Origin of the sequence: Aliivibrio kagoshimensis (assembly GCF_050337105.1) — a bacterium.
Lineage (GTDB): Bacteria > Pseudomonadota > Gammaproteobacteria > Enterobacterales > Vibrionaceae > Aliivibrio_A > Aliivibrio_A kagoshimensis.
In genome coordinates, this window is the sequence record NZ_JAKJSQ010000068.1 from 1 (window position 1) to 18,403 (window position 18,403).

23 protein-coding genes are annotated in these 18,403 nt (G+C 42.9%); 15 read left to right on the forward strand and 8 right to left on the reverse strand.

Going from position 1 to position 18,403, the window contains the following annotated elements:
- Positions 1-11 precede the first annotated feature (11 nt).
- The gene (gene crp, locus L4C32_RS17105) at positions 12-644 is read right to left on the reverse strand and encodes a cAMP-activated global transcriptional regulator CRP (RefSeq protein ID WP_428198106.1); all 633 of its coding nucleotides are present in this window, start codon (positions 642-644) and stop codon (positions 12-14) included.
- A gap of 234 nt (positions 645-878) precedes the next feature.
- Between crp and L4C32_RS17110 the strand changes: the two genes are divergently transcribed.
- Positions 879-1,277, forward strand: a complete 399-nt coding sequence (locus L4C32_RS17110; RefSeq protein WP_428198107.1) for an OsmC family protein — start codon at positions 879-881, stop codon at positions 1,275-1,277.
- A 54-nt stretch (positions 1,278-1,331) separates the two neighbouring features.
- Here the strand turns inward: L4C32_RS17110 and L4C32_RS17115 are convergent, their stop codons facing one another.
- The 5 genes from L4C32_RS17115 to L4C32_RS17135 all read right to left on the reverse strand — a co-directional run bounded on the left by L4C32_RS17115 (position 1,332) and on the right by L4C32_RS17135 (position 5,876).
- Positions 1,332-2,201, reverse strand: a complete 870-nt coding sequence (locus L4C32_RS17115) for a phosphoribulokinase (RefSeq protein WP_428198108.1) — start codon at positions 2,199-2,201, stop codon at positions 1,332-1,334.
- Positions 2,202-2,281: 80 nt separating this feature from the next.
- A complete protein-coding gene (locus tag L4C32_RS17120; RefSeq protein WP_428198109.1) occupies positions 2,282-2,503 on the reverse strand; it encodes a YheU family protein in 222 nt (73 codons plus the stop codon).
- Positions 2,504-2,563: 60 nt separating this feature from the next.
- Entirely contained in the window at positions 2,564-3,526 is a 963-nt protein-coding gene (locus L4C32_RS17125) for a hydrolase (protein ID WP_428198110.1), read from the reverse strand.
- Positions 3,523-3,948, reverse strand: coding sequence for a TIGR02444 family protein (locus L4C32_RS17130; RefSeq protein WP_428198111.1), 426 nt, complete (start codon positions 3,946-3,948; stop codon positions 3,523-3,525). The genes L4C32_RS17125 and L4C32_RS17130 overlap by 4 nt, the downstream gene beginning before the upstream one ends.
- A 2-nt stretch (positions 3,949-3,950) precedes the next feature.
- Positions 3,951-5,876 (reverse strand): ABC transporter ATP-binding protein, encoded by a 1,926-nt coding sequence (locus L4C32_RS17135; protein WP_428198112.1) that lies wholly within the window; start codon positions 5,874-5,876, stop codon positions 3,951-3,953.
- Positions 5,877-6,048: 172 nt separating this feature from the next.
- Between L4C32_RS17135 and kefG the strand changes: the two genes are divergently transcribed.
- The 5 genes from kefG to L4C32_RS17160 all read left to right on the forward strand — a co-directional run bounded on the left by kefG (position 6,049) and on the right by L4C32_RS17160 (position 10,373).
- Positions 6,049-6,624 (forward strand): glutathione-regulated potassium-efflux system ancillary protein KefG, encoded by a 576-nt coding sequence (kefG, locus tag L4C32_RS17140; protein ID WP_428198113.1) that lies wholly within the window; start codon positions 6,049-6,051, stop codon positions 6,622-6,624.
- Complete coding sequence (gene kefB, locus L4C32_RS17145) at positions 6,614-8,404, forward strand: glutathione-regulated potassium-efflux system protein KefB (protein WP_428198114.1); 1,791 nt, start codon at positions 6,614-6,616, stop codon at positions 8,402-8,404. Before kefG ends, kefB begins: the two co-directional genes overlap by 11 nt.
- A gap of 47 nt (positions 8,405-8,451) precedes the next feature.
- Positions 8,452-8,658 carry a YheV family putative zinc ribbon protein gene (locus L4C32_RS17150; RefSeq protein WP_428198127.1) on the forward strand — a complete coding sequence of 69 codons (207 nt, stop codon included), beginning with the start codon at positions 8,452-8,454 and terminating at the stop codon, positions 8,656-8,658.
- Between the two features lie 90 nt (positions 8,659-8,748).
- Positions 8,749-9,348 carry a peptidylprolyl isomerase gene (gene slyD / locus L4C32_RS17155; RefSeq protein WP_428198115.1) on the forward strand — a complete coding sequence of 200 codons (600 nt, stop codon included), beginning with the start codon at positions 8,749-8,751 and terminating at the stop codon, positions 9,346-9,348.
- A gap of 80 nt (positions 9,349-9,428) precedes the next feature.
- Positions 9,429-10,373 carry an isoaspartyl peptidase/L-asparaginase family protein gene (locus L4C32_RS17160; RefSeq protein WP_428198116.1) on the forward strand — a complete coding sequence of 315 codons (945 nt, stop codon included), beginning with the start codon at positions 9,429-9,431 and terminating at the stop codon, positions 10,371-10,373.
- A 61-nt stretch (positions 10,374-10,434) separates the two neighbouring features.
- On the opposite strand, the gene L4C32_RS17165 is transcribed toward L4C32_RS17160, so the two are convergent.
- Positions 10,435-10,662 (reverse strand): SlyX family protein, encoded by a 228-nt coding sequence (locus L4C32_RS17165; protein WP_428198117.1) that lies wholly within the window; start codon positions 10,660-10,662, stop codon positions 10,435-10,437.
- Entirely contained in the window at positions 10,662-11,639 is a 978-nt protein-coding gene (locus L4C32_RS17170) for a WD40 repeat domain-containing protein (RefSeq protein WP_428198118.1), read from the reverse strand. Before L4C32_RS17170 ends, L4C32_RS17165 begins: the two co-directional genes overlap by 1 nt.
- A 128-nt stretch (positions 11,640-11,767) precedes the next feature.
- Here L4C32_RS17170 and fkpA point away from each other — a divergent pair, with 128 nt between their 5' ends.
- The 9 genes from fkpA to L4C32_RS17215 all read left to right on the forward strand — a co-directional run.
- Positions 11,768-12,541, forward strand: coding sequence for an FKBP-type peptidyl-prolyl cis-trans isomerase (fkpA, locus tag L4C32_RS17175; protein WP_428198119.1), 774 nt, complete (start codon positions 11,768-11,770; stop codon positions 12,539-12,541).
- 166 nt (positions 12,542-12,707) lie between these two features.
- Positions 12,708-13,391 (forward strand): helix-turn-helix transcriptional regulator, encoded by a 684-nt coding sequence (locus tag L4C32_RS17180; protein WP_428198120.1) that lies wholly within the window; start codon positions 12,708-12,710, stop codon positions 13,389-13,391.
- Positions 13,391-13,783, forward strand: coding sequence for a sulfurtransferase complex subunit TusD (tusD, locus tag L4C32_RS17185; RefSeq protein WP_428198121.1), 393 nt, complete (start codon positions 13,391-13,393; stop codon positions 13,781-13,783). The genes L4C32_RS17180 and tusD overlap by 1 nt, the downstream gene beginning before the upstream one ends.
- 17 nt (positions 13,784-13,800) lie before the next feature.
- Positions 13,801-14,157: a sulfurtransferase complex subunit TusC gene (gene tusC, locus L4C32_RS17190; RefSeq protein WP_428198122.1), complete on the forward strand. Its 357-nt coding sequence runs from the start codon at positions 13,801-13,803 to the stop codon at positions 14,155-14,157.
- A gap of 34 nt (positions 14,158-14,191) precedes the next feature.
- Positions 14,192-14,482 carry a sulfurtransferase complex subunit TusB gene (gene tusB / locus L4C32_RS17195; protein ID WP_428198123.1) on the forward strand — a complete coding sequence of 97 codons (291 nt, stop codon included), beginning with the start codon at positions 14,192-14,194 and terminating at the stop codon, positions 14,480-14,482.
- Positions 14,483-14,648: 166 nt separating this feature from the next.
- A complete protein-coding gene (gene rpsL / locus L4C32_RS17200; protein ID WP_005417208.1) occupies positions 14,649-15,023 on the forward strand; it encodes a 30S ribosomal protein S12 in 375 nt (124 codons plus the stop codon).
- Between the two features lie 104 nt (positions 15,024-15,127).
- Positions 15,128-15,598: a 30S ribosomal protein S7 gene (rpsG, locus tag L4C32_RS17205; RefSeq protein ID WP_428198124.1), complete on the forward strand. Its 471-nt coding sequence runs from the start codon at positions 15,128-15,130 to the stop codon at positions 15,596-15,598.
- 72 nt (positions 15,599-15,670) lie between these two features.
- The gene (fusA, locus tag L4C32_RS17210) at positions 15,671-17,767 is read left to right on the forward strand and encodes an elongation factor G (RefSeq protein ID WP_428198125.1); all 2,097 of its coding nucleotides are present in this window, start codon (positions 15,671-15,673) and stop codon (positions 17,765-17,767) included.
- 96 nt (positions 17,768-17,863) lie between these two features.
- On the forward strand, positions 17,864-18,403 hold a 540-nt coding region (locus tag L4C32_RS17215; RefSeq protein WP_428198126.1), incomplete at its 3' end, for a GTP-binding protein.

Below are 18,403 nucleotides of genomic sequence, written 5' to 3' on the forward strand. Positions count from 1 at the left end.
AAAATTAATAATTAACGTGTGCCGTAAACAACAATCGTTTTACCATGAGCGGAAATAAGATTCTGCTCTTCAAGCATTTTTAATATACGACCAACGGTTTCACGTGAACAGCCAACAATTTGACCAATCTCTTGACGAGTGATCTTAATTTGCATGCCATCTGGGTGAGTCATTGCATCTGGTTGTTTAGCAAGGTTTAACAACGTTTGAGCAATACGGCCGGTAACATCTAAGAAAGCAAGGTCGCCAACTTTTTGGCTCGTAATCTGAAGGCGATTAGCCATTTGAGACGACAGGCGCATTAAGATGTCTGGGTTTACTTGAATAAGCTGGCGGAATTTTTTGAACGAAATTTCAGCAACTTCACAAGGGCTTTTTGCACGGACCCAAGCAGTACGCTCTTGATCTTCTTCAAAAAGGCCTAGCTCACCGATGAAGTCACCTTGGTTAAGGTAAGACAAAATCATCTCTTTGCCTTCTTCATCTTTAATCAAAACAGAAACAGAACCTTTTACAATGTAGTAAAGGGTCTCCGCTTTTTCACCTGCGTGAATTAGCGTACTCTTTGATGGATACTTATGAATGTGACAATGTGAAAGAAACCACTCTAAAGTAGGATCTGTTTGCGGTTTACCTAGAACCATAATTTTATTTCCTCTGGAGATTGCTCAGTATTACTTCCATTTTTTTGCTGAGCCAAATATCAATCTGAATGATAGAATATGACCATTAACGCCAAGCTGCAAGTGTGCTTTAAATTAATTTTAGAATTCTATACTGTTTCGGAAATTATTTCTTGATTTTGATCGTACTGAGGTCATGGAGTTTCATATGAAATAGTGCTGTAGGTCACGAGTTTATAACTAGAAGGTATAAAAATGTTAGCAAAAGTAAATTGGATTGAGGGCATGACGTTCCTAGGAGAGTCTGGATCTGGTCATAATATTGTTATGGATGGTAACGGTGGTGATAAAGCACCTAGCCCAATGGAAATGGTTTTAATGGCTGCAGGTGGGTGCAGCTCAGTAGATGTTGTCGCGGGATTAAAATCTCAGCAGCAATGCATTGAAAAATGCGAAGCACAACTAACGACCCAACGTCGTGAGCAAGCTCCAAAACTGTTCACTCAGATTAATATTCATTTTGTGATCTCGGGCCAAGAGCTTGACGAAGAGATTGTGGCACAAGTGGCCAAAGACTCCCTTGAGAAGTACTGCTCGGTCTGTTTAATGTTAGGTAGTGGTGTGGAGATGACTCACAGTTACGAAATTGTTTAAAGCCACTGTTATTGAAATCGTAAGTAAAGAGATCAGAGCATACAGGCTCTGATCTTAATCAATCTTCCCTGTCTCAATAAGCTGCTGCAACAGTGGCCGTATGATTAACTCCATAGCAAACCCCATTTTTCCACCAGGAACCACCAAGGTGTTGTGGCGTGACATGAATGAGCCTTCAATCATAGTGAGGTAGTAAGGGAAATCAATTTGTCGCATTCCGCGTATACGAATCACTACAAAGCTTTCATCCAAACTCGGGATGCCTTTCGCATTTAGCGGGTTGGACGTATCTACGGTTGGAACGCGCTGAAAGTTAATGTGCGTACGAGAGAACTGTGGTGTGATGTAATTAAGGTAGTCATCCATTGAACGCACAATGGAGTCCATGACGGCCTCTCTAGAGTGCCCACGATCTCGGGTGTCACGAACGAACTTCTGGATCCACTCTAAATTGACAATGGGTACCATGCCGATAAGCAGATCAACATGCTGAGCGACATTAATATTTTTATCTACCACACCGCCGTGCAGACCTTCATAGAAAAGCACATCACTATTTTCAGGCAGTTCTTGCCACGGCGTGAATGTACCGGGCATTTGGTTAAACGGAACGGCTTCATCAAAGGTATGAAGGTAACGACGGAACTTGCCTGTTCCTTCATCTCGGTACTCTTTAAAAAACTGTTCTAATGCTTCAAAGTCGTTGGCTTGAGGACCAAAGTAGCTAATATGACGCCCTTGCTCTTTGGCTTTTTTGATCTCAACATCCATTTCAGGACGAGTGAAGCGATGAAAGCTATCACCTTCAATCCACGCTGCTTTCACGTCCATCATGTTGAACATTTTTCGAAAGGCTTCTGATGTGGTGGTGGTACCCGCTCCTGATGAACCGGTAACCGCTATGATTGGATGTTTAGCTGACATGAGAGACCCTGTCGTTAGATTAATGTTACGTTTATAACAGGGTTTAGTTAAATATCATATAGTACGAAATACTGGTTTTCCTATTCCATCTGGAGACTATTTTTGTATTTTATGTCAACGGACTCATGTAATTCTGAATAAAAAACAACAACTTCGCCTATTTTTAATTGTTGTTTTATTTGATTTATTTTGTCTTGATGGCTGAATTCAGTTTCACCATAATCGGTGCCTTCTCGCAGAATAAACTCGGAAATAAGGCTTTCTAATGCATCAGGTGAGATATCTTTCCAGGGAACAATCATACGGTACTGCCTTGATAATAGGGGGAACTTACTATTTGTATTTTAGCTCAGTGTACTGTTTTAGAGTTGTTGAATAAACCACTCATTCAGTGCTGTCTCTAACCAAAACTGTGGTTGTGTCGGTGTGCCTGCAACGAAGCCGACATGACCACCATGCTCAGTTAAGCAGTAGGTAATGTTTGTTGGAAGTGGCTGTTGAGGTATGACGGCTTGGGTCATAAAGGGATCATCTTTGGCATGGACAATTAAGGTTGGAATAGTGATTTTATCAAGTATATGAATACCACTGCATCGTTGGTAATAGTCTTCAGCATCGGTAAAGCCATTAAGAGGTGCTGTAATGATGTCATCAAATTGATAAATAGAGCGGATGTTGCTCACCTCTTTCTTATTAAATGAGAAAGCATCAGGCATGATAGTCAGCTTTTGATGAATGCTCTTTTTCAATGAGTTAAGAAGGTAGCGTTGGTATACCTTTGAGAATCCAAGTTGAATACGCTCAGAGCAAGCACCAAGGTCAAGAGGTGCAGAGACAACTGCAGCAGCATCGAGTATTGGTTCACTGTGGTATTGTGCTAAATATCGAGTTAATACATTGCCCCCTAAAGAGATTCCAACCGCCACCTTTTTATTCTCTGGAAAGCGCTGTTGAATCATCTGTAAAAAAAGGCGTGGATCACTGGTCTCACCGGAATGATAAGCGTGTGGGTGGCGATTTAACTCACCACTGCATCCTCGAAAATGCATCATGACGCCGAGCCATCCCTGTTGCTTAGCGGCATGAAGTAGACCATTGGCATAGGGGCTTTCAAAGCTGCCCTCTAAACCGTGAAATAGAATGAATAATGGTTTGTTCTGAGCGTCACTCGGTTCTTCTGTCCATGCAAGATCAATAAAATCACCATCAGGCGTATGAAGGCGCTGGTGGATGGCATCAAATAGCGGCGTTCGTCTGATGAATCTTGGTAATAGCGTTTGTAGGTGAGGATTAGTTACGCCTCGCATAGCAGAAAAAGGGGTCATAGTGAAAGCTCAGCAATTAGTATGTCGGCATTGAGCGAGTGACAATATCGTTCAAGCAGTGATGGCGATGAGTTCGTGGTCAGTTCGTGTTGATTAACGGCATGTATTAAATGAGCTTGCTGTTGTTGCTCTATTTCAAGCTCAAAGGATAACATCTGTTGGTACAGAGGGTTTGCAGAGGCTTTTGCTTGTACACGCAGAGCTCGAAATGAGGTTAACAATGCATTCGTCGTGTCCAAAGCGGGTAGCAGAGCTTGCCAATCTTTGATGGTCAGGGATTGATTATCTAACCATGCGAGCAGCAGAGCTAAATTCACATTCCCTTGATAATGATTCTGCAGCAGCAAGCACGCCTCTTTCACTTCAGGTTTTGAGTAGTGCTGAAGTGAAAAACGCCAAAAATCTTCTGCTAGTAATGTCATATCTACTGGAAGTCTTGCTCAAGTTGCTCTAAGTGCTCTTGCAGATCCATCCACTCCATCTCCACCTCTTCAAGTTGACTCTTAGCTTGTGCTTGAGAGGCTAACACTTGGTTTAGTTGTGTTTTATTGTCAGCGTCATACAGGGATGTTTCAGATAAAGCACTTTCAGCTTCACTCAATTGTAGACTCAGTTTTTCGATCTGCTTATCAAGTTGAGTCACTTTTTTACGCAGTGGTGCGGTCTCTTTTCTAAACTCTGCTTCTCTGCGTTTTTGATCTTTTCTCGATACCGCGCTGTTAATATTTGGCGCGGCATCAGCGGGTTTATCTTTATTTAGTAGCTCTTTGCGCTCTGCTTTTTGTTGTTCAACTAACCATTTGTAGTAGTCATCAAGATCACCATCAAACGGAGAGACTTGTCTGTCATCAACTAAGTAGAGGTCATCCGTTGTCGCACGTAATAGATAACGGTCGTGACTAACAATGACCATCGCACCCTCAAAGGTTTGCAGTGCAAAAGTAAGGGCTTGTCGCATATCGAGATCAAGGTGGTTGGTTGGTTCATCGAGCAGCAATAGGTTCGGTTTTTGCCAAACGGTCAGCGCTAAAACCAAACGCGCTTTTTCGCCACCTGAGAAGGGGCCGATTTTATCGAGGGCTTTCTCCCCTTTAAATCCAAAGCTACCTAAGTAGTCTCGTAACTGTTGCTCAGTGTGCTTCGGAGCTAATCGCATTAAATGTTGCAGTGGTGTCTCTTCTACGTGCAGTGTCTCTAATTGATGCTGAGCAAAGTATCCAATTTTCACCCCTTGAGAGTAGGTAAACTCTCCACCTTGTGGTGCCAACTCACTAGAAAGAAGTTTTATGAGAGTTGATTTACCTGCGCCATTACGTCCAAGCAGACCGATACGGCTTCCTGGTACTAAGTTGAGGCGGATTTTCTCTAATATAGTAGTGTCACCATAACCGGCAGAGACTTGATCCATCATTAAGATTGGGTTAGGGAGTGCTTCTGGTTCACGGAAGTTAAAGCTGAATGGATTATCCAACTGTGCCGGTAGGACTTTTTCCATTTTTTCTAGTGCTTTAATTCGGCTTTGAGCTTGTCGAGCTTTACTGGCTTTATAACGGAATCTGTCTATGTATGACTGCATATGAGCCATGTTTTTTTGCTGCTTCTGAAATTGAGCTTGCTGTAGAATCATTTTTTCAGCACGTTGATTTTCAAATGATGAGTAGTTGCCGGTGTACTCATTGAGCTGTTGATTTTCAATGTGAATAATTCGATTGATTACCGGATCCAAGAAATCCCTATCGTGAGAGATTAATACTAAAGTGCCAGGATAAGATTGCAGCCATTTCTCTAACCACATCACCGCGTCTAAATCGAGGTGGTTGGTTGGTTCATCAAGCAGTAACAGGTCAGAGCGACAAAGTAGGGCTTGAGCAAGGTTTAAGCGCATACGCCAACCACCAGAGAATTGAGTTAAATTCCACCCCATCTGTTCTTGTGAAAACCCCAAACCATTAAGCAATTCGGAAGCTCGAGCATTAATGGTGTATCCACCCACAATGTCAAGTTTGCCGTGCAATTCCGCAACCAGCGTGCCATTGTCTATTTGCTCTGCTTTTAATAGTTGCTGCTCGAGCCCTCGAAACTCCCGATCACCATCGATGACATAATCAATCGCTTTACGTTCTAAAGCTGGTGTCTCTTGAGCAACCCATGAAATCTCCCAATTAGATGGCAGTTGATGTGAACCTGCGTCTAAACTTAATTCATCTTTCAGTAGAGAAAACAGTGTGGACTTGCCACAGCCATTTTTACCCACTAGGCCGACTTTGTCACCGGGATGAATTGTGGCTGAAGTTTGATCGAGCAGTGCTTTGCCACCGCGTAATAATTGGATATCAGAAAATATAATCATGGTTGCTTATTATTGACAGTAATTGGGGTATGAAAACTGACAAGCATAGTAGGCTTTACCGTAGGAATTGTCGACTATCTCAAACAAGCTATCCCGATTTATCTACAATTATGTATGATGTAGTTAAAGAATCTAATAGAAATAGATCCCTTAGACTTAATAGTGGAACATTATGACTTCAGGCATTTCGGCGCCACCTAAGATATTGATAATATTTGCACACCCTGATCCTGAGAACTCCATTGCCAATAAAGTATTAATTGACGCGGCAATCAGTTTACCCAATGTGACGGTGCATGATCTCTATGCGAGCTATCCCGATTTTTTTATTGATGTTATCTATGAGCATGAACTGTTATCAGCTCACGATATTATTGTGTTTCAACATCCTCTCTATATGTACTCATGCCCTTCGTTATTAAAAGAGTGGATAGATTGTGTATTGGGCAAAGGGTTTGCGTATGGCGACGGTAAAGCGATGGTCGGAAAGTATTGGCGTTCGGTGGTGACAACAGGAGGGGCAAAACAAGCTTTTACACCTGAAGGTTATAACCGTTATACGATGAATGATTTTCTACGCCCTTTTGAAATTACTGCTTACTTATGTCAAATGCATTGGTTAGAACCTAAGGTTATCTATTGGTCGAGAAATATCTCTAAAATAGAGCGGTTGCAGCAAGCCGATGAATATCAACGCTGGTTACAGAATCCATTGCAGTGTGAAGTGGTGATCAATTATGACATCTGATTTTTTGCAAGCGAGTGTGGTGTTTCTTGGAGCTGCAGTCATTGCGGTTCCGATTGCGCAGCGCTTGGGTTTAGGTTCGGTATTAGGTTACCTGATAGCTGGTATTGCTATTGGTCCTTGGGGCTTAAAACTCATTAATGATACTGAAGCTATTTTACACTTCTCTGAATTTGGTGTGGTTCTGTTACTTTTTTTGATTGGGTTAGAGCTGAATCCAAAGAAGTTATGGCAAATGAAAAAGCCCATACTGGGTTTAGGTGGCGCACAAGTCATGGTGACCTGTGGGGCGCTAATGATGATTGCCATGTTATGGGGAGCGAACTGGCAAAACAGTTTGGTTATCGGAATGGGGCTTGCGCTCTCTTCTACGGCGATTGCTCTGACAGTTATTGAAGAGAAAGGGCTCTCTGGAACCGAGACCGGGCAGTCTGGTTTTTCGGTTTTGCTATTTCAAGATATTGCTGTGATTCCAATGCTGGCACTTTTACCAATTATTGCTGGCGGTGGAACAGGCAGTTGGATTGATTTCCTCTGGATGATCGGTGGGATATTAGCGCTGCTCGTTGGGGGACACTATTTTATTGGCCCTCTATTTCGTTATGTTATTCACAGTGGAGCACGTGAACTGTTTACGGTTACGGCCCTGTTACTGGTTATCGGTATAGCGGTAGTGATGCGAAGCTTAGGGCTTTCGATGGCGCTAGGAACTTTCTTAGCAGGAGTATTATTAGCAGAAAGTGAGTATCGACATGAGCTTGAAGTGGCTATCGAGCCCTTCAAAGGGTTGTTGTTAGGTCTCTTTTTCATCTCGGTTGGGATGACAGTTAACTTGGATATGATCGCTCTATATCCGTTTGAAATCTTTACTGCTGTTTTTCTATTGGTGGCAACAAAAGGCCTTATTCTTTATGGCTTAGCGAGAGGGTTTGGTACCAGGGCGAAAGCGCGTAGCCAAATGGCCGCCATTTTAAGTCAGGGCGGGGAGTTCGCTTTTGTTCTGTTTACCGCCGCACAAGGTGAAGGTTTGTTGGGGAAAGAGCTAACCGCACTGCTGCTCGTGATAGTCAGTCTCTCTATGATCACCACACCTTTGATATTGATTGCGCAGCGTAAGTGGTTTGCATTAACCATGAATGTTGAAGATGAAGAGCTAGAAAATGATGTGATTGATCGCAAGCCTAAGGTGATCATTGCAGGCTTTGGCCGCTTTGGTCAGATTGTTGGTCGACTATTGATGGCGAATAAGATCCGAGTGACCATTCTTGAAAGTGATCCTAGTCAGATTAAGTTACTCAGAAAGTTTGGTTATAAGGTTTATTATGGTGATGCCACGCAAGTTGAGCTATTAAGAGCGGCTGGGGCGGAAAGTGCAGAAGCGATTGTCATCTGTAAGGATGATGCAGAAAGAACCATGGATGTGGTGCACCTATGTCAAAAGCATTTCCCTCATTTAACGGTTTTAGTTCGTGCGAGGAGTCGAGTTGAAGCGTATGAACTATTAAGTCATGGCATTGAAAATTACAGCCGAGAGACGTTTGCTGGTGCGTTGGATTTAGGGAAAAAAACGTTAACAGTATTAGGTATGCACCCTTATCAAGCAAAAAGAGCTGAGGCGCACTTTAGAAAATTAGATGTGTCGATGTTAAAAGAGCTACTGCCCTTGCACAGTGATGATAAATCACTGGCTTCAAGAGCCAAAGAGGCAAGAGTCGAGTTGGAAGAGATCTTCTCTAAAGAGATGGAGCACGAAAGAAGAACAGGGAACCGCTGGGACGGATAATCGATTCAGCAGAGAATAGTAGAATAATGAAAACGGATGCAGTAACCATGATTCAAAAGATAAAAAAACGTTTTATAGCTGGCGCAGTTTGCCCTTCATGTAGCACTCAAGATACGTTGCGTTGGTGGATGGAAAACAACATCGAGTGGGTTGAGTGTGTGCAGTGTGATCATAAGGACAAAAGATTGCCAAAATCGGCAGAGTCGAGCGATCATGATGCAGAGCAAGTTATTGGGATATTTAAACCCGAATAGTCAATGAATTGATTTTGGCAATCGATAAAAAACTCGGTATCATATCGGCAATTCGACGAATTGTTGATCCCCAGCTATTTTGGAGCAGAAATGAAAATTGAAAAAAATGTTGTTGTTAGTATCGCATACCAAGTGAAAACAGAAGAAGGCGCGGTAGTAGACCAATCTACCGCTGAAGCTCCATTAGATTACCTTCATGGTCACAATAATCTTATCGTAGGTTTAGAGAGCGCTTTAGAAGGTAAAGCTGTTGGCGATAAATTCAGCATCACTGTGGCTCCAGCTGAAGCGTATGGCGAACATATCGATGAGATGGTTCAACGTGTTCCTGCTGACGTTTTCCAAGGCGTGGAAGAGATTGAAGTTGGCATGCGTTTCCTTGCTGATACGGATCAAGGTCCAATCCCAGTTGAAGTGACTGCTGTTGATGGTGATCATGTTGTTGTTGATGGTAACCATATGCTTGCAGGTCAAACATTAGATTTTGATGTTGAAGTCATTACGTTACGTGCAGCGACTGAGACTGAAGTTGAACACGGCCACATCCATAAAGAGGGTGGCTGTGGTAGTCATGGACACGATCACGATCATGACCATGGTGAAGAAGGCTGCTGTGGCGGTCATGGCGAAGAGAAGAAAGAGAAAAAAGAAGGCGGCTGCTGTGGCGGCGGTGGCTGTGGAAGTCACTAAGCTCAAATAACGATTAATAAGAAAGCCTTGCACAGTGTGTTAAGGCTTTTTTTGTTTTTGGACTCAACCAAGGATTTTTTATGGCTAATGGATACTCGATTGCGATTCACGGTGGTGCAGGCACAATTTTAAGAGAGCAGATGACACCGGAGTTAAACCAAGAGTTTCGCCAAACGCTTGAACATTCAGTAAGAGTCGGGCACCAAATTCTGCAAAAGGGTGGCAGTGCGATTGATGCTGTCGTTGCCGCGGTTGCTGTGATGGAAGATTCACCGCTGTTTAATGCAGGTAGAGGCTCTGTATTAACACACAATGAGACCGTAGAGATGGATGCTTCTATTATGTCAGGCGCAGATCTTGACGCCGGAGCGGTTGCGGGGATTTCTCATATTAAAAATCCGATTAAGCTGGCTCGAGATATTATGCTTGAGAGTGAGCACGTTATGTTGATAGGCAAGGGCGCAGAGAGTTTTGCTTTTCAAATGCAACATGAGTATACCGAGCAAGACTACTTTTTTACCGATAGGCGCTATGAACAGTTGCAATCAATGAAAGAAAAAGGACTGTTTGCACTGTCGGAATCAACATACCCAGACGACAGGAAGCATGGCACGGTCGGAGCGGTTGCATTAGATAGTCAAGGCCATTTAGCAGCAGCAACCAGCACGGGGGGAGTAACCAATAAAAAATTCAGTCGTGTCGGTGATACTGCGGTTATTGGTGCAGGAACATACGCAAGAGATGGGAACGTAGCAGTCTCTAGTACAGGGATGGGAGAGTATTTCCTACGTTGCTGTGTTGCTAGCGATGTGGCGGCACGCATGCGTTATTTAGGTGAATCGGTAGCCCAAGCTTCAGAGACCATTATTCAGGGGGAATTGAAAGCGATGGGCGGTGAAGGTGGTTTGATCGCTATGGATGCGCAAGGTACTACGTATTTTGCTATGAACAGCAGTGGAATGTATCGCGCTAAGATCGATATCGATGGATCGTTGAGTGTGGCAATTTTCGCTGATGAAGAGTAAAACGGGTTGTATTATTGAAGAGGAGGGAAGAATCTCCTCTTCAACATGAACAGAGCTGGGTTTAGTAGTGTGGGGGTGGGGTTTCTTCGGACGCATCCGCCATATTTGGCGACTCCATGCCTTTCACTTTCCCCGCTAAGTAACTCATCTGGTCTTGCATTTTAGTGATCAAGAGCTGTTGCTGGCTAAGGGCTTCGTTAAGCTCCTCGACGGTCTGCTCTTGAAAAGCAACTTTATACTCTAATGTCTCAATTTGACTCTCAAGTTGCGCTGTTTTTTCTGTTGTCATTACTCTATCAACCATGCTTGAGCAATTCCCGCTGAGGTCGCTGAAATGACTCGTTGTTGTGAATCTATCGCGACATCATACACTACCGCTGTTGCTGGGCGAGAGTCTTTTAATGGCTCCGTTTTCCACTGTTTGACTTTATCACCAGTGGCGGCATCCCAAAGCATGACTAAACCTGCAGGCGTTCCGGTGAGTATCTGTTTTCCATCATGACTAAATCGACTGATTGAAAAAACTTGCCCCCGAGCAAAAGTGGTTAACTCAGAGTAAAGCTTACCAGATGGAATACTCCACAGTCGCCATTGATTACTACCGTCGGCTGTGAAAGCAAGCTTACCATCACGTTGTAGAGCAACCTGATTAACGTGATGTTTATGTTTAAAAGTATTGATTATTTGTCCGCTGGTGGTGTCCCACAAGTAGGCAAACTTATCATCTCCCCCTGAGAGCGCATACTTTCCGTTTGCGGATAGAGAGACAGAATTTACTTTTTCTTGATGCGCAAGGAACTCTAAACGTCTTCCAGTGACTAAGTCTACATAAATGGCTTTTCCGTTGGAGAGTCCGAGTAGTACTTGAGTGCCGTTATTTGAGATATCTAGGCTGCGAATAACGCCATCAGATATTGACCAGAGCCCCGTTGATTGACTTAACCCTAAATCCCAAATGGCAAAATTTTGTTGGGACGAGGTAATAGCAAAACGATTGTTATCTGAAATCTCTATATGAAACACGGTAGTATCTTCTGCATCAAGCGCGCCTAATGCAGCAAGTTGCCTGTTTTGTTGAAGATCCCAAAATGAGAGCTGCTGTTTTTTTGAGTAGTAAAGAGCAAACCGACCATCGGCACTGAGCGCGAAAGCCGTGGCGCCTTCTGGGGCTAAAGGCCACCTTTGTGATTCTGCACCGTTAAAGAAACACCCAGTTAGGAGAAATAAGGTAAAGAAAAGAATCGTATAGTAATATATTTTTCTCATTAAAATGAATATCCAGTTTGTCTATTAGTGACAGTTACGAGTATATTGTTGTTAATCCTGTTTCGCACGATAGAAACGAAAAACGAATACAATTTTGGGTAGTAGCCCATAAATATCCGGAGTAATAAATGAAATCAATCTTTAAAGTGTCGTTATTAGCTGCAACCGTTTTATTAGCGGTAGGTTGTCAAAAAGAGGAAGCACCTAAAATGGATGCGGTAACATTACCAGCAGCCATTGAGTTTACGACAGAAGATGATAAAGCCGCTTATGCTATAGGTGCATCACTGGCGAAATATTTAAGTGAAAATTTAGAAAAACAGACCGAGCTTGGCTTAGATCTTAAGAAAGAGTTAGTTCTTGCTGGCGTTCAAGATTCGTTTGATGGCAAATCAAGTTTAACCGATGAAGAGATTCAAACGGTATTACAGCAACTTGATGAGCGCGTGTCTAAAATTGTTCAAGAGCAGGCAGAAGCGAAAGCAGCCGCTGTAATTCAATCTGGTAACGACTACCGTGCCAACTTTGAAAAAGAAGCAGGGGTTACGAAAACGGACTCTGGCCTAATGTACCAAGTAATGAAAGAAGGTACAGGAGCTAAGCCTGCAGCTACTGATACGGTAATGGTGGATTATGTTGGTACTTTAACTGATGGTACTAAGTTTGATAGCTCAATTGATCGTGGTGTCCCTGCTACTTTCCCACTTGACCGCGTTATCCCTGGTTGGACTGAAGGGGTTCAGTTAATGTCAGTAGGGTCTAAGTTTAAATTTGTGATTCCTGCAGAGCTTGCATATGGTGCGCAAGATACGCCAACCATTCCTGCGAACTCAACGTTAGTTTTTGAAGTAGAACTGAAAGAGATCAACCCGAAAGCAGAAGAAGCTGCTGCGGTACAATAAATAGAACTAATATTGTTTTAGATCATACTAAAGACCCAGCTTTCGCTGGGTCTTTTTGTAGCTAACTCAAAATGATTCAAATAATCTGATAAACTTACTTTAATAGTTTTAATTGAATGGAAAAAATAACGTGGTTTCAAATGATGAGGCAAGTGAATCAGAGTATATGACAAATGAATTACCCGATAATTTAGCGTTCACCAAGCATGATTATCATATATTGAAATCCTATGAGGCGGTGGTTGACGGTTTAGCCAGTTTGATAGGAACGTATTGTGAGATCGTATTGCATTCGTTAGATGATCTGAATAAGTCCGCCATTAAAATTGCGAATGGCGAGAATACAGGCAGAAAAGTTGGCTCTCCAATTACCGACTTAGCGCTGCAAATGCTAAGAGACATTGAAGGTTCAAAAGGGAATTTCTCTCGTTCATACTTTACCAGAGCCAAAGGTGGAGTGTTGATGAAGTCGATCACTATTGCGATTCGAAATAGTGATGATCGTATTATTGGCCTTTTGTGTATCAATATAAATTTAGACGTACCACTCTCTCAGGTTCTTCAAGCTTTCATGCCTAAAGATGAAGCGCAAGAAGCAGTTTCAACGGTGAACTTTGCCAGTGATGTCGATGAGCTGGTGGATCAAACGGTGGAGTTTACCGTAGAAGAGATCAATGCCGATAAGAGCGTGGCTAATAATATTAAAAACAGACAGATTGTTATGGATCTCTATGATAAAGGGATATTTGATATTAAAGATGCGATCAACCGAGTTGCTGATCGACTCAACATATCCAAACATACGGTCTACCTTTATATTCGCCAACGAAAAACGGAAGAGGGCGAGTAGTGAGTTTGACCTACACGCTGGTAGTGAATGGTCCAGCATATGGAACCCAAGCGGCAAGAAGTGCTTATCTATTTGCAGAGGCGTTGATTGCCGAGCAGCACAAACTTGAAGCGGTATTTTTTTATCAAGACGGTGTGAATAATGCCTCCGCACTTCTCGTGCCTGCCAATGATGAGTTTGATATTACTCAGGCTTGGTTGAATCTGGCAGAACAACACGATGTCAAACTAGAGACATGCGTAGCTGCCGCATTACGTCGAGGGATAATTAGTGATGATGAATCAAAGCTACATGGTCTTGATAACGTGAACCTAGCGAAAGGTTTTTCTCAAGTGGGGTTAGGCTCACTGTCGATGCGATTACTGACTGCGGATCGTGTCGTTCAGTTTTGATAGTTTGAGATAATAGAATGAGCAAGTTAGGTTTTATTTTTAATTCAGCGCCCCATGGTTCATCATCTGGTCGAGAAGGGCTTGACGCCTTATTGGCGGCTTCAGCTTATACCGATAATATACGGGTGCTGTTTGTCAACGATGGCGTCTATCAACTGCTCTCAAAGCAGCAACCAGAGTTAATTCAATCTCGTGATTACATCTCAACATTTAAAATGTTAGGACTGTATGAGGTTGACGACATCTATGCGTGTAAAGCGTCATTAATGGCAAGGCAGATCGATGAGAAACAATTAATCATTGAGGCTAACTCGGTATCCGCTATTGAGATACAACAATTAATCGATGAGTGCGACAATGTACTTGTCTTCTAATGACTGAATGACGAACAGGTTGGATAAGAGAGATATGTTACACATTATTTCTAAAACGAGTACATTGAATGACCCGATGAACCAGATCAGTGATTATATCAATCCCAGTGATACTATTTTATTAACTCAAGATGCCATTTACCTCGTATATCAGAATAATGCCCAATTATTGTCTTTTATTGAGCTTGGCGTCTCTGTGTATGCACTAGAGCCAGATGTGTTAGCCAGAGGAATGGATAATACCCAATCCGGCCTGGTTAATCTCATTGATTTTAAAGGCTTTGTGGAGTTAACCACAAGCAGGAATAAATCACTTTCTTGGTGATTACTCCATCATTTCATCCTTCAATTTGTGTCAGTAGCAGAAATAGATCACTCAGAAAGTTGTATATTTCTTGACACATAATTGTTCGAGGCATAAAATTTCGCGTCCCCATTATGGGGAATAGATTTTTCACATGTTTACGTAAGTAATATCAGGAGCTATTTAAATGGCAACTATCAATCAGTTGGTACGCAAGCCACGTGCAAAGCAAGTTGTTAAAAGCAACGTGCCTGCGCTCGAAGCGTGTCCACAAAAACGTGGTGTATGTACTCGCGTATATACTACTACTCCAAAAAAACCGAACTCAGCACTTCGTAAAGTTTGTCGTGTTCGTCTAACTAACGGTTTTGAAGTTACTTCATACATCGGTGGTGAAGGTCATAACCTTCAAGAGCACAGTGTTGTGCTTATCCGCGGTGGCCGTGTTAAAGATTTACCGGGTGTGCGTTACCACACCGTACGTGGTGCACTTGACTGTGCAGGCGTTAACGACCGTAAGAAAGGTCGTTCTAAGTATGGTGTTAAACGTCCTAAGTCTTAATGCGTCTTTTCTAAAAAGATAAGCGTTAAGTAAGGCCAAACACTATTTATTGATATTTCTGAAAAGTTTTGGAAAAAACCTGAAGAAGACAACGGAGAAATTCCATGCCACGTCGTCGCGTAATAGGCCAGCGTAAGATCCTTCCGGATCCTAAGTTCAAATCTGAACTGCTGGCAAAATTTGTAAACATCGTAATGGTTGACGGTAAGAAATCAACTGCTGAAAAAATCGTTTACGGTGCACTAGAACTAATGGCTGAGAAATCTGGTAAAGATCACTTAGCTGTATTTGAACTAGCTCTTGAAAACGTTCGTCCATCGGTAGAAGTTAAATCTCGCCGTGTGGGTGGTTCAACATACCAAGTACCTGTAGAAGTTCGTCCGGTTCGCCGTAACGCTCTTTCTATGCGTTGGTTAGTTGAAGCTGCGCGTAAGCGTGGTGAAAAATCTATGGCTCAGCGTCTAGCTGGCGAGATGCTTGATGCATCAGAAAACAAAGGTACTGCTGTGAAGAAACGTGAAGACGTTCATCGCATGGCAGACGCGAACAAAGCATTCGCACACTACCGCTGGTAATACCAAAGGTGCAGCATTTTTTGCTGCACTTTGTTCATCCACTAAGGAATTCCTTAGTAAGAGGATACAATTGTGGCTCGTATAACACCTATTGAGCTGTACCGAAATATTGGTATTGTTGCTCACGTTGACGCCGGTAAGACTACAACTACCGAGCGTGTTTTGTTCTACACTGGTTTGTCTCATAAAATTGGTGAAGTACATGACGGTGCTGCAACTATGGATTGGATGGAGCAGGAGCAGGAGCGTGGGATTACTATCACATCTGCTGCAACTACAACATTCTGGCGCGGTATGGAAGAACAATTCCAACAACACCGCATCAACATCATCGATACTCCTGGACACGTAGACTTCACCATTGAAGTTGAACGTTCATTGCGTGTACTTGATGGTGCCGTAGTTGTCTTCTGTGGATCATCTGGTGTGGAGCCTCAGTCAGAGACTGTATGGCGTCAGGCCGATAAGTATGAAGTTCCACGCATGGTCTTTGTTAATAAAATGGACCGTGCTGGCGCTGACTTTTTACGAGTCGTTGAGCAAATAAAAGATCGTCTAGGTGCAACTCCCGTTCCCATTCAATTGAACATTGGAGCGGAAGAGGAGTTTAAAGGCGTTATTGATCTGATCAAAATGAAAGCAATTAACTGGAATGAAGCTGATCAAGGTACTACGTTTACCTATGAAGACATTCCGGCTGATATGCAAGATTTGGCCGATGAATGGCGAATGCATTTAGTTGAGTCAGCTGCAGAAGCAACTGATGAGTTGATGGAGAAATACCTTGAAGAAGGTGAGCTCTCTGAAGAAGAAATCAAAGCTGCACTTCGTCAACGTACTTTAGCCAACGAAATTGTAGTAGCAACATGTGGTTCTGCTTTTAAGAATAAAGGTGTTCAAGCTGTACTTGATGCAGTTATTGAGTTCTTACCATCACCAACGGAAGTGAAAGCTATCAAAGGTGAAGATGAGAATGGTAATCCGGTTGAACGTCACTCAAGTGATGATGAACCTTTTGCCGCATTAGCATTCAAAATTGCTACTGACCCATTTGTTGGTAACCTAACCTTTATGCGTGTCTATTCTGGCATTGTAAATTCCGGTGACGGCGTTTATAACTCAGTAAAAGAGAAGCGTGAACGTTTTGGTCGTATCGTACAGATGCATGCTAACAAACGTGAAGAGATTAGTGAAATTCGTGCTGGTGATATCGCAGCAGCAATTGGACTAAAAAATGTGACAACGGGTGATACCTTATGTGATCAGAATAGCAAAGTTATTCTGGAACGTATGGAATTCCCAGATCCGGTTATTCAAATCGCTGTTGAACCTCGATCACAAGCTGATCAAGAGAAAATGGGAATCGCGTTAGGAAAACTAGCGGCGGAAGACCCATCTTTCCGAGTCGAAACTGATGATGAATCGGGTCAAACATTAATATCTGGAATGGGTGAACTCCATCTTGATATCATCGTTGATCGTATGCGCCGTGAATTCGGTGTTGAATGCAACGTTGGTAAACCTCAAGTTGCTTACCGTGAAACTATTCGTGGTAAAACTGAGGTTGAAGGTAAATTTGTTCGTCAATCTGGCGGTCGAGGCCAATATGGTCACGTATGGCTTAAGATTGAACCATCAGAACCTGGCGCAGGCTTTGTTTTTGTTGATGAAATAGTTGGTGGCGCTGTACCTCGTGAATACATAAGTTCAGTTGCTAAAGGTATCGAAGAACAGATGAATAATGGCGTACTTGCTGGTTTCCCAGTATTGGACGTACAAGCAACACTGTTTGACGGTTCTTACCATGACGTTGATTCAAACGAAATGGCTTTCAAAATCGCTGGTTCAATGGCTTTCAAGAACGGTGCACTTCAAGCGCAACCTGTAATTCTTGAACCCATGATGAAAGTTGAAATAACCACTCCTGAAGATTGGATGGGTGACGTGGTAGGTGATATTAATCGCCGACGCGGCATGATAGAAGGTATGGATGATGGCGTCGCTGGCGTGAAAATCGTTCGTGCTCAAGTACCACTATCTTCAATGTTTGGTTATGCAACCTCGTTGCGCTCTGCGACTCAAGGCCGCGCGTCGTACTCAATGGAATTTAGTGAATACGCTGAAGTTCCTAAGAACGTCGCTGATGGCATAATCGCCGAACGAACTTAACTGTTTTTCAGTACAGATTTAATTTGTACTTTAATAAAGACTTCTGATACGTCCATACGACGGTAGGGCGTCTCTTAACTAGGAAGGAACACGATCGTGTCTAAAGAAAAATTTGAACGTACTAAACCGCATGTAAACGTTGGCACAATTGGCCACGTCGATCACGGTAAAACAACTCTAACTGCTGCTATCTGTACTACTTTGTCAAAAGTATACGGTGGTGAAGCTAAAGATTTCGCTTCTATCGATAATGCTCCTGAAGAGCGCGAGCGTGGTATCACAATCGCTACTTCTCACGTTGAGTACGATACGCCAGAGCGTCACTACGCACACGTTGACTGTCCTGGACACGCCGATTATGTTAAAAACATGATCACTGGTGCTGCTCAAATGGACGGTGGTATCCTTGTAGTTGCTGCGACTGATGGCCCTATGCCACAGACACGTGAGCACATCCTACTTGGTCGCCAGGTTGGTATCCCTTACATCATCGTATTCATGAACAAATGTGATATGGTTGATGATGAAGAGCTTCTTGAGCTAGTTGAGATGGAAGTTCGTGAACTTCTTTCTGAGTACGACTACCCAGGTGATGATCTTCCAGTAATCCAGGGTTCAGCTCTTGGTGCACTAAAC

Excerpts from the sequence above, each read along its gene's own strand:
- crp (WP_428198106.1), bottom strand. The coding sequence starts at position 644 with ATGGTTCTAGGTAAACCGCAAACAGATCCTACTTTAGAGTGGTTTCTT.
- L4C32_RS17110 (WP_428198107.1), top strand. The coding sequence starts at position 879 with ATGTTAGCAAAAGTAAATTGGATTGAGGGCATGACGTTCCTAGGAGAG.
- L4C32_RS17115 (WP_428198108.1), bottom strand. The coding sequence starts at position 2,201 with ATGTCAGCTAAACATCCAATCATAGCGGTTACCGGTTCATCAGGAGCG.
- L4C32_RS17120 (WP_428198109.1), bottom strand. The coding sequence starts at position 2,503 with ATGATTGTTCCCTGGAAAGATATCTCACCTGATGCATTAGAAAGCCTT.
- L4C32_RS17125 (WP_428198110.1), bottom strand. The coding sequence starts at position 3,526 with ATGACCCCTTTTTCTGCTATGCGAGGCGTAACTAATCCTCACCTACAA.
- L4C32_RS17130 (WP_428198111.1), bottom strand. The coding sequence starts at position 3,948 with ATGACATTACTAGCAGAAGATTTTTGGCGTTTTTCACTTCAGCACTAC.
- L4C32_RS17135 (WP_428198112.1), bottom strand. The coding sequence starts at position 5,876 with ATGATTATATTTTCTGATATCCAATTATTACGCGGTGGCAAAGCACTG.
- kefG (WP_428198113.1), top strand. The coding sequence starts at position 6,049 with ATGACTTCAGGCATTTCGGCGCCACCTAAGATATTGATAATATTTGCA.
- kefB (WP_428198114.1), top strand. The coding sequence starts at position 6,614 with ATGACATCTGATTTTTTGCAAGCGAGTGTGGTGTTTCTTGGAGCTGCA.
- L4C32_RS17150 (WP_428198127.1), top strand. The coding sequence starts at position 8,452 with ATGATTCAAAAGATAAAAAAACGTTTTATAGCTGGCGCAGTTTGCCCT.
- slyD (WP_428198115.1), top strand. The coding sequence starts at position 8,749 with ATGAAAATTGAAAAAAATGTTGTTGTTAGTATCGCATACCAAGTGAAA.
- L4C32_RS17160 (WP_428198116.1), top strand. The coding sequence starts at position 9,429 with ATGGCTAATGGATACTCGATTGCGATTCACGGTGGTGCAGGCACAATT.
- L4C32_RS17165 (WP_428198117.1), bottom strand. The coding sequence starts at position 10,662 with ATGACAACAGAAAAAACAGCGCAACTTGAGAGTCAAATTGAGACATTA.
- L4C32_RS17170 (WP_428198118.1), bottom strand. The coding sequence starts at position 11,639 with ATGAGAAAAATATATTACTATACGATTCTTTTCTTTACCTTATTTCTC.
- fkpA (WP_428198119.1), top strand. The coding sequence starts at position 11,768 with ATGAAATCAATCTTTAAAGTGTCGTTATTAGCTGCAACCGTTTTATTA.
- L4C32_RS17180 (WP_428198120.1), top strand. The coding sequence starts at position 12,708 with ATGACAAATGAATTACCCGATAATTTAGCGTTCACCAAGCATGATTAT.
- tusC (WP_428198122.1), top strand. The coding sequence starts at position 13,801 with ATGAGCAAGTTAGGTTTTATTTTTAATTCAGCGCCCCATGGTTCATCA.
- tusB (WP_428198123.1), top strand. The coding sequence starts at position 14,192 with ATGTTACACATTATTTCTAAAACGAGTACATTGAATGACCCGATGAAC.
- rpsL (WP_005417208.1), top strand. The coding sequence starts at position 14,649 with ATGGCAACTATCAATCAGTTGGTACGCAAGCCACGTGCAAAGCAAGTT.
- rpsG (WP_428198124.1), top strand. The coding sequence starts at position 15,128 with ATGCCACGTCGTCGCGTAATAGGCCAGCGTAAGATCCTTCCGGATCCT.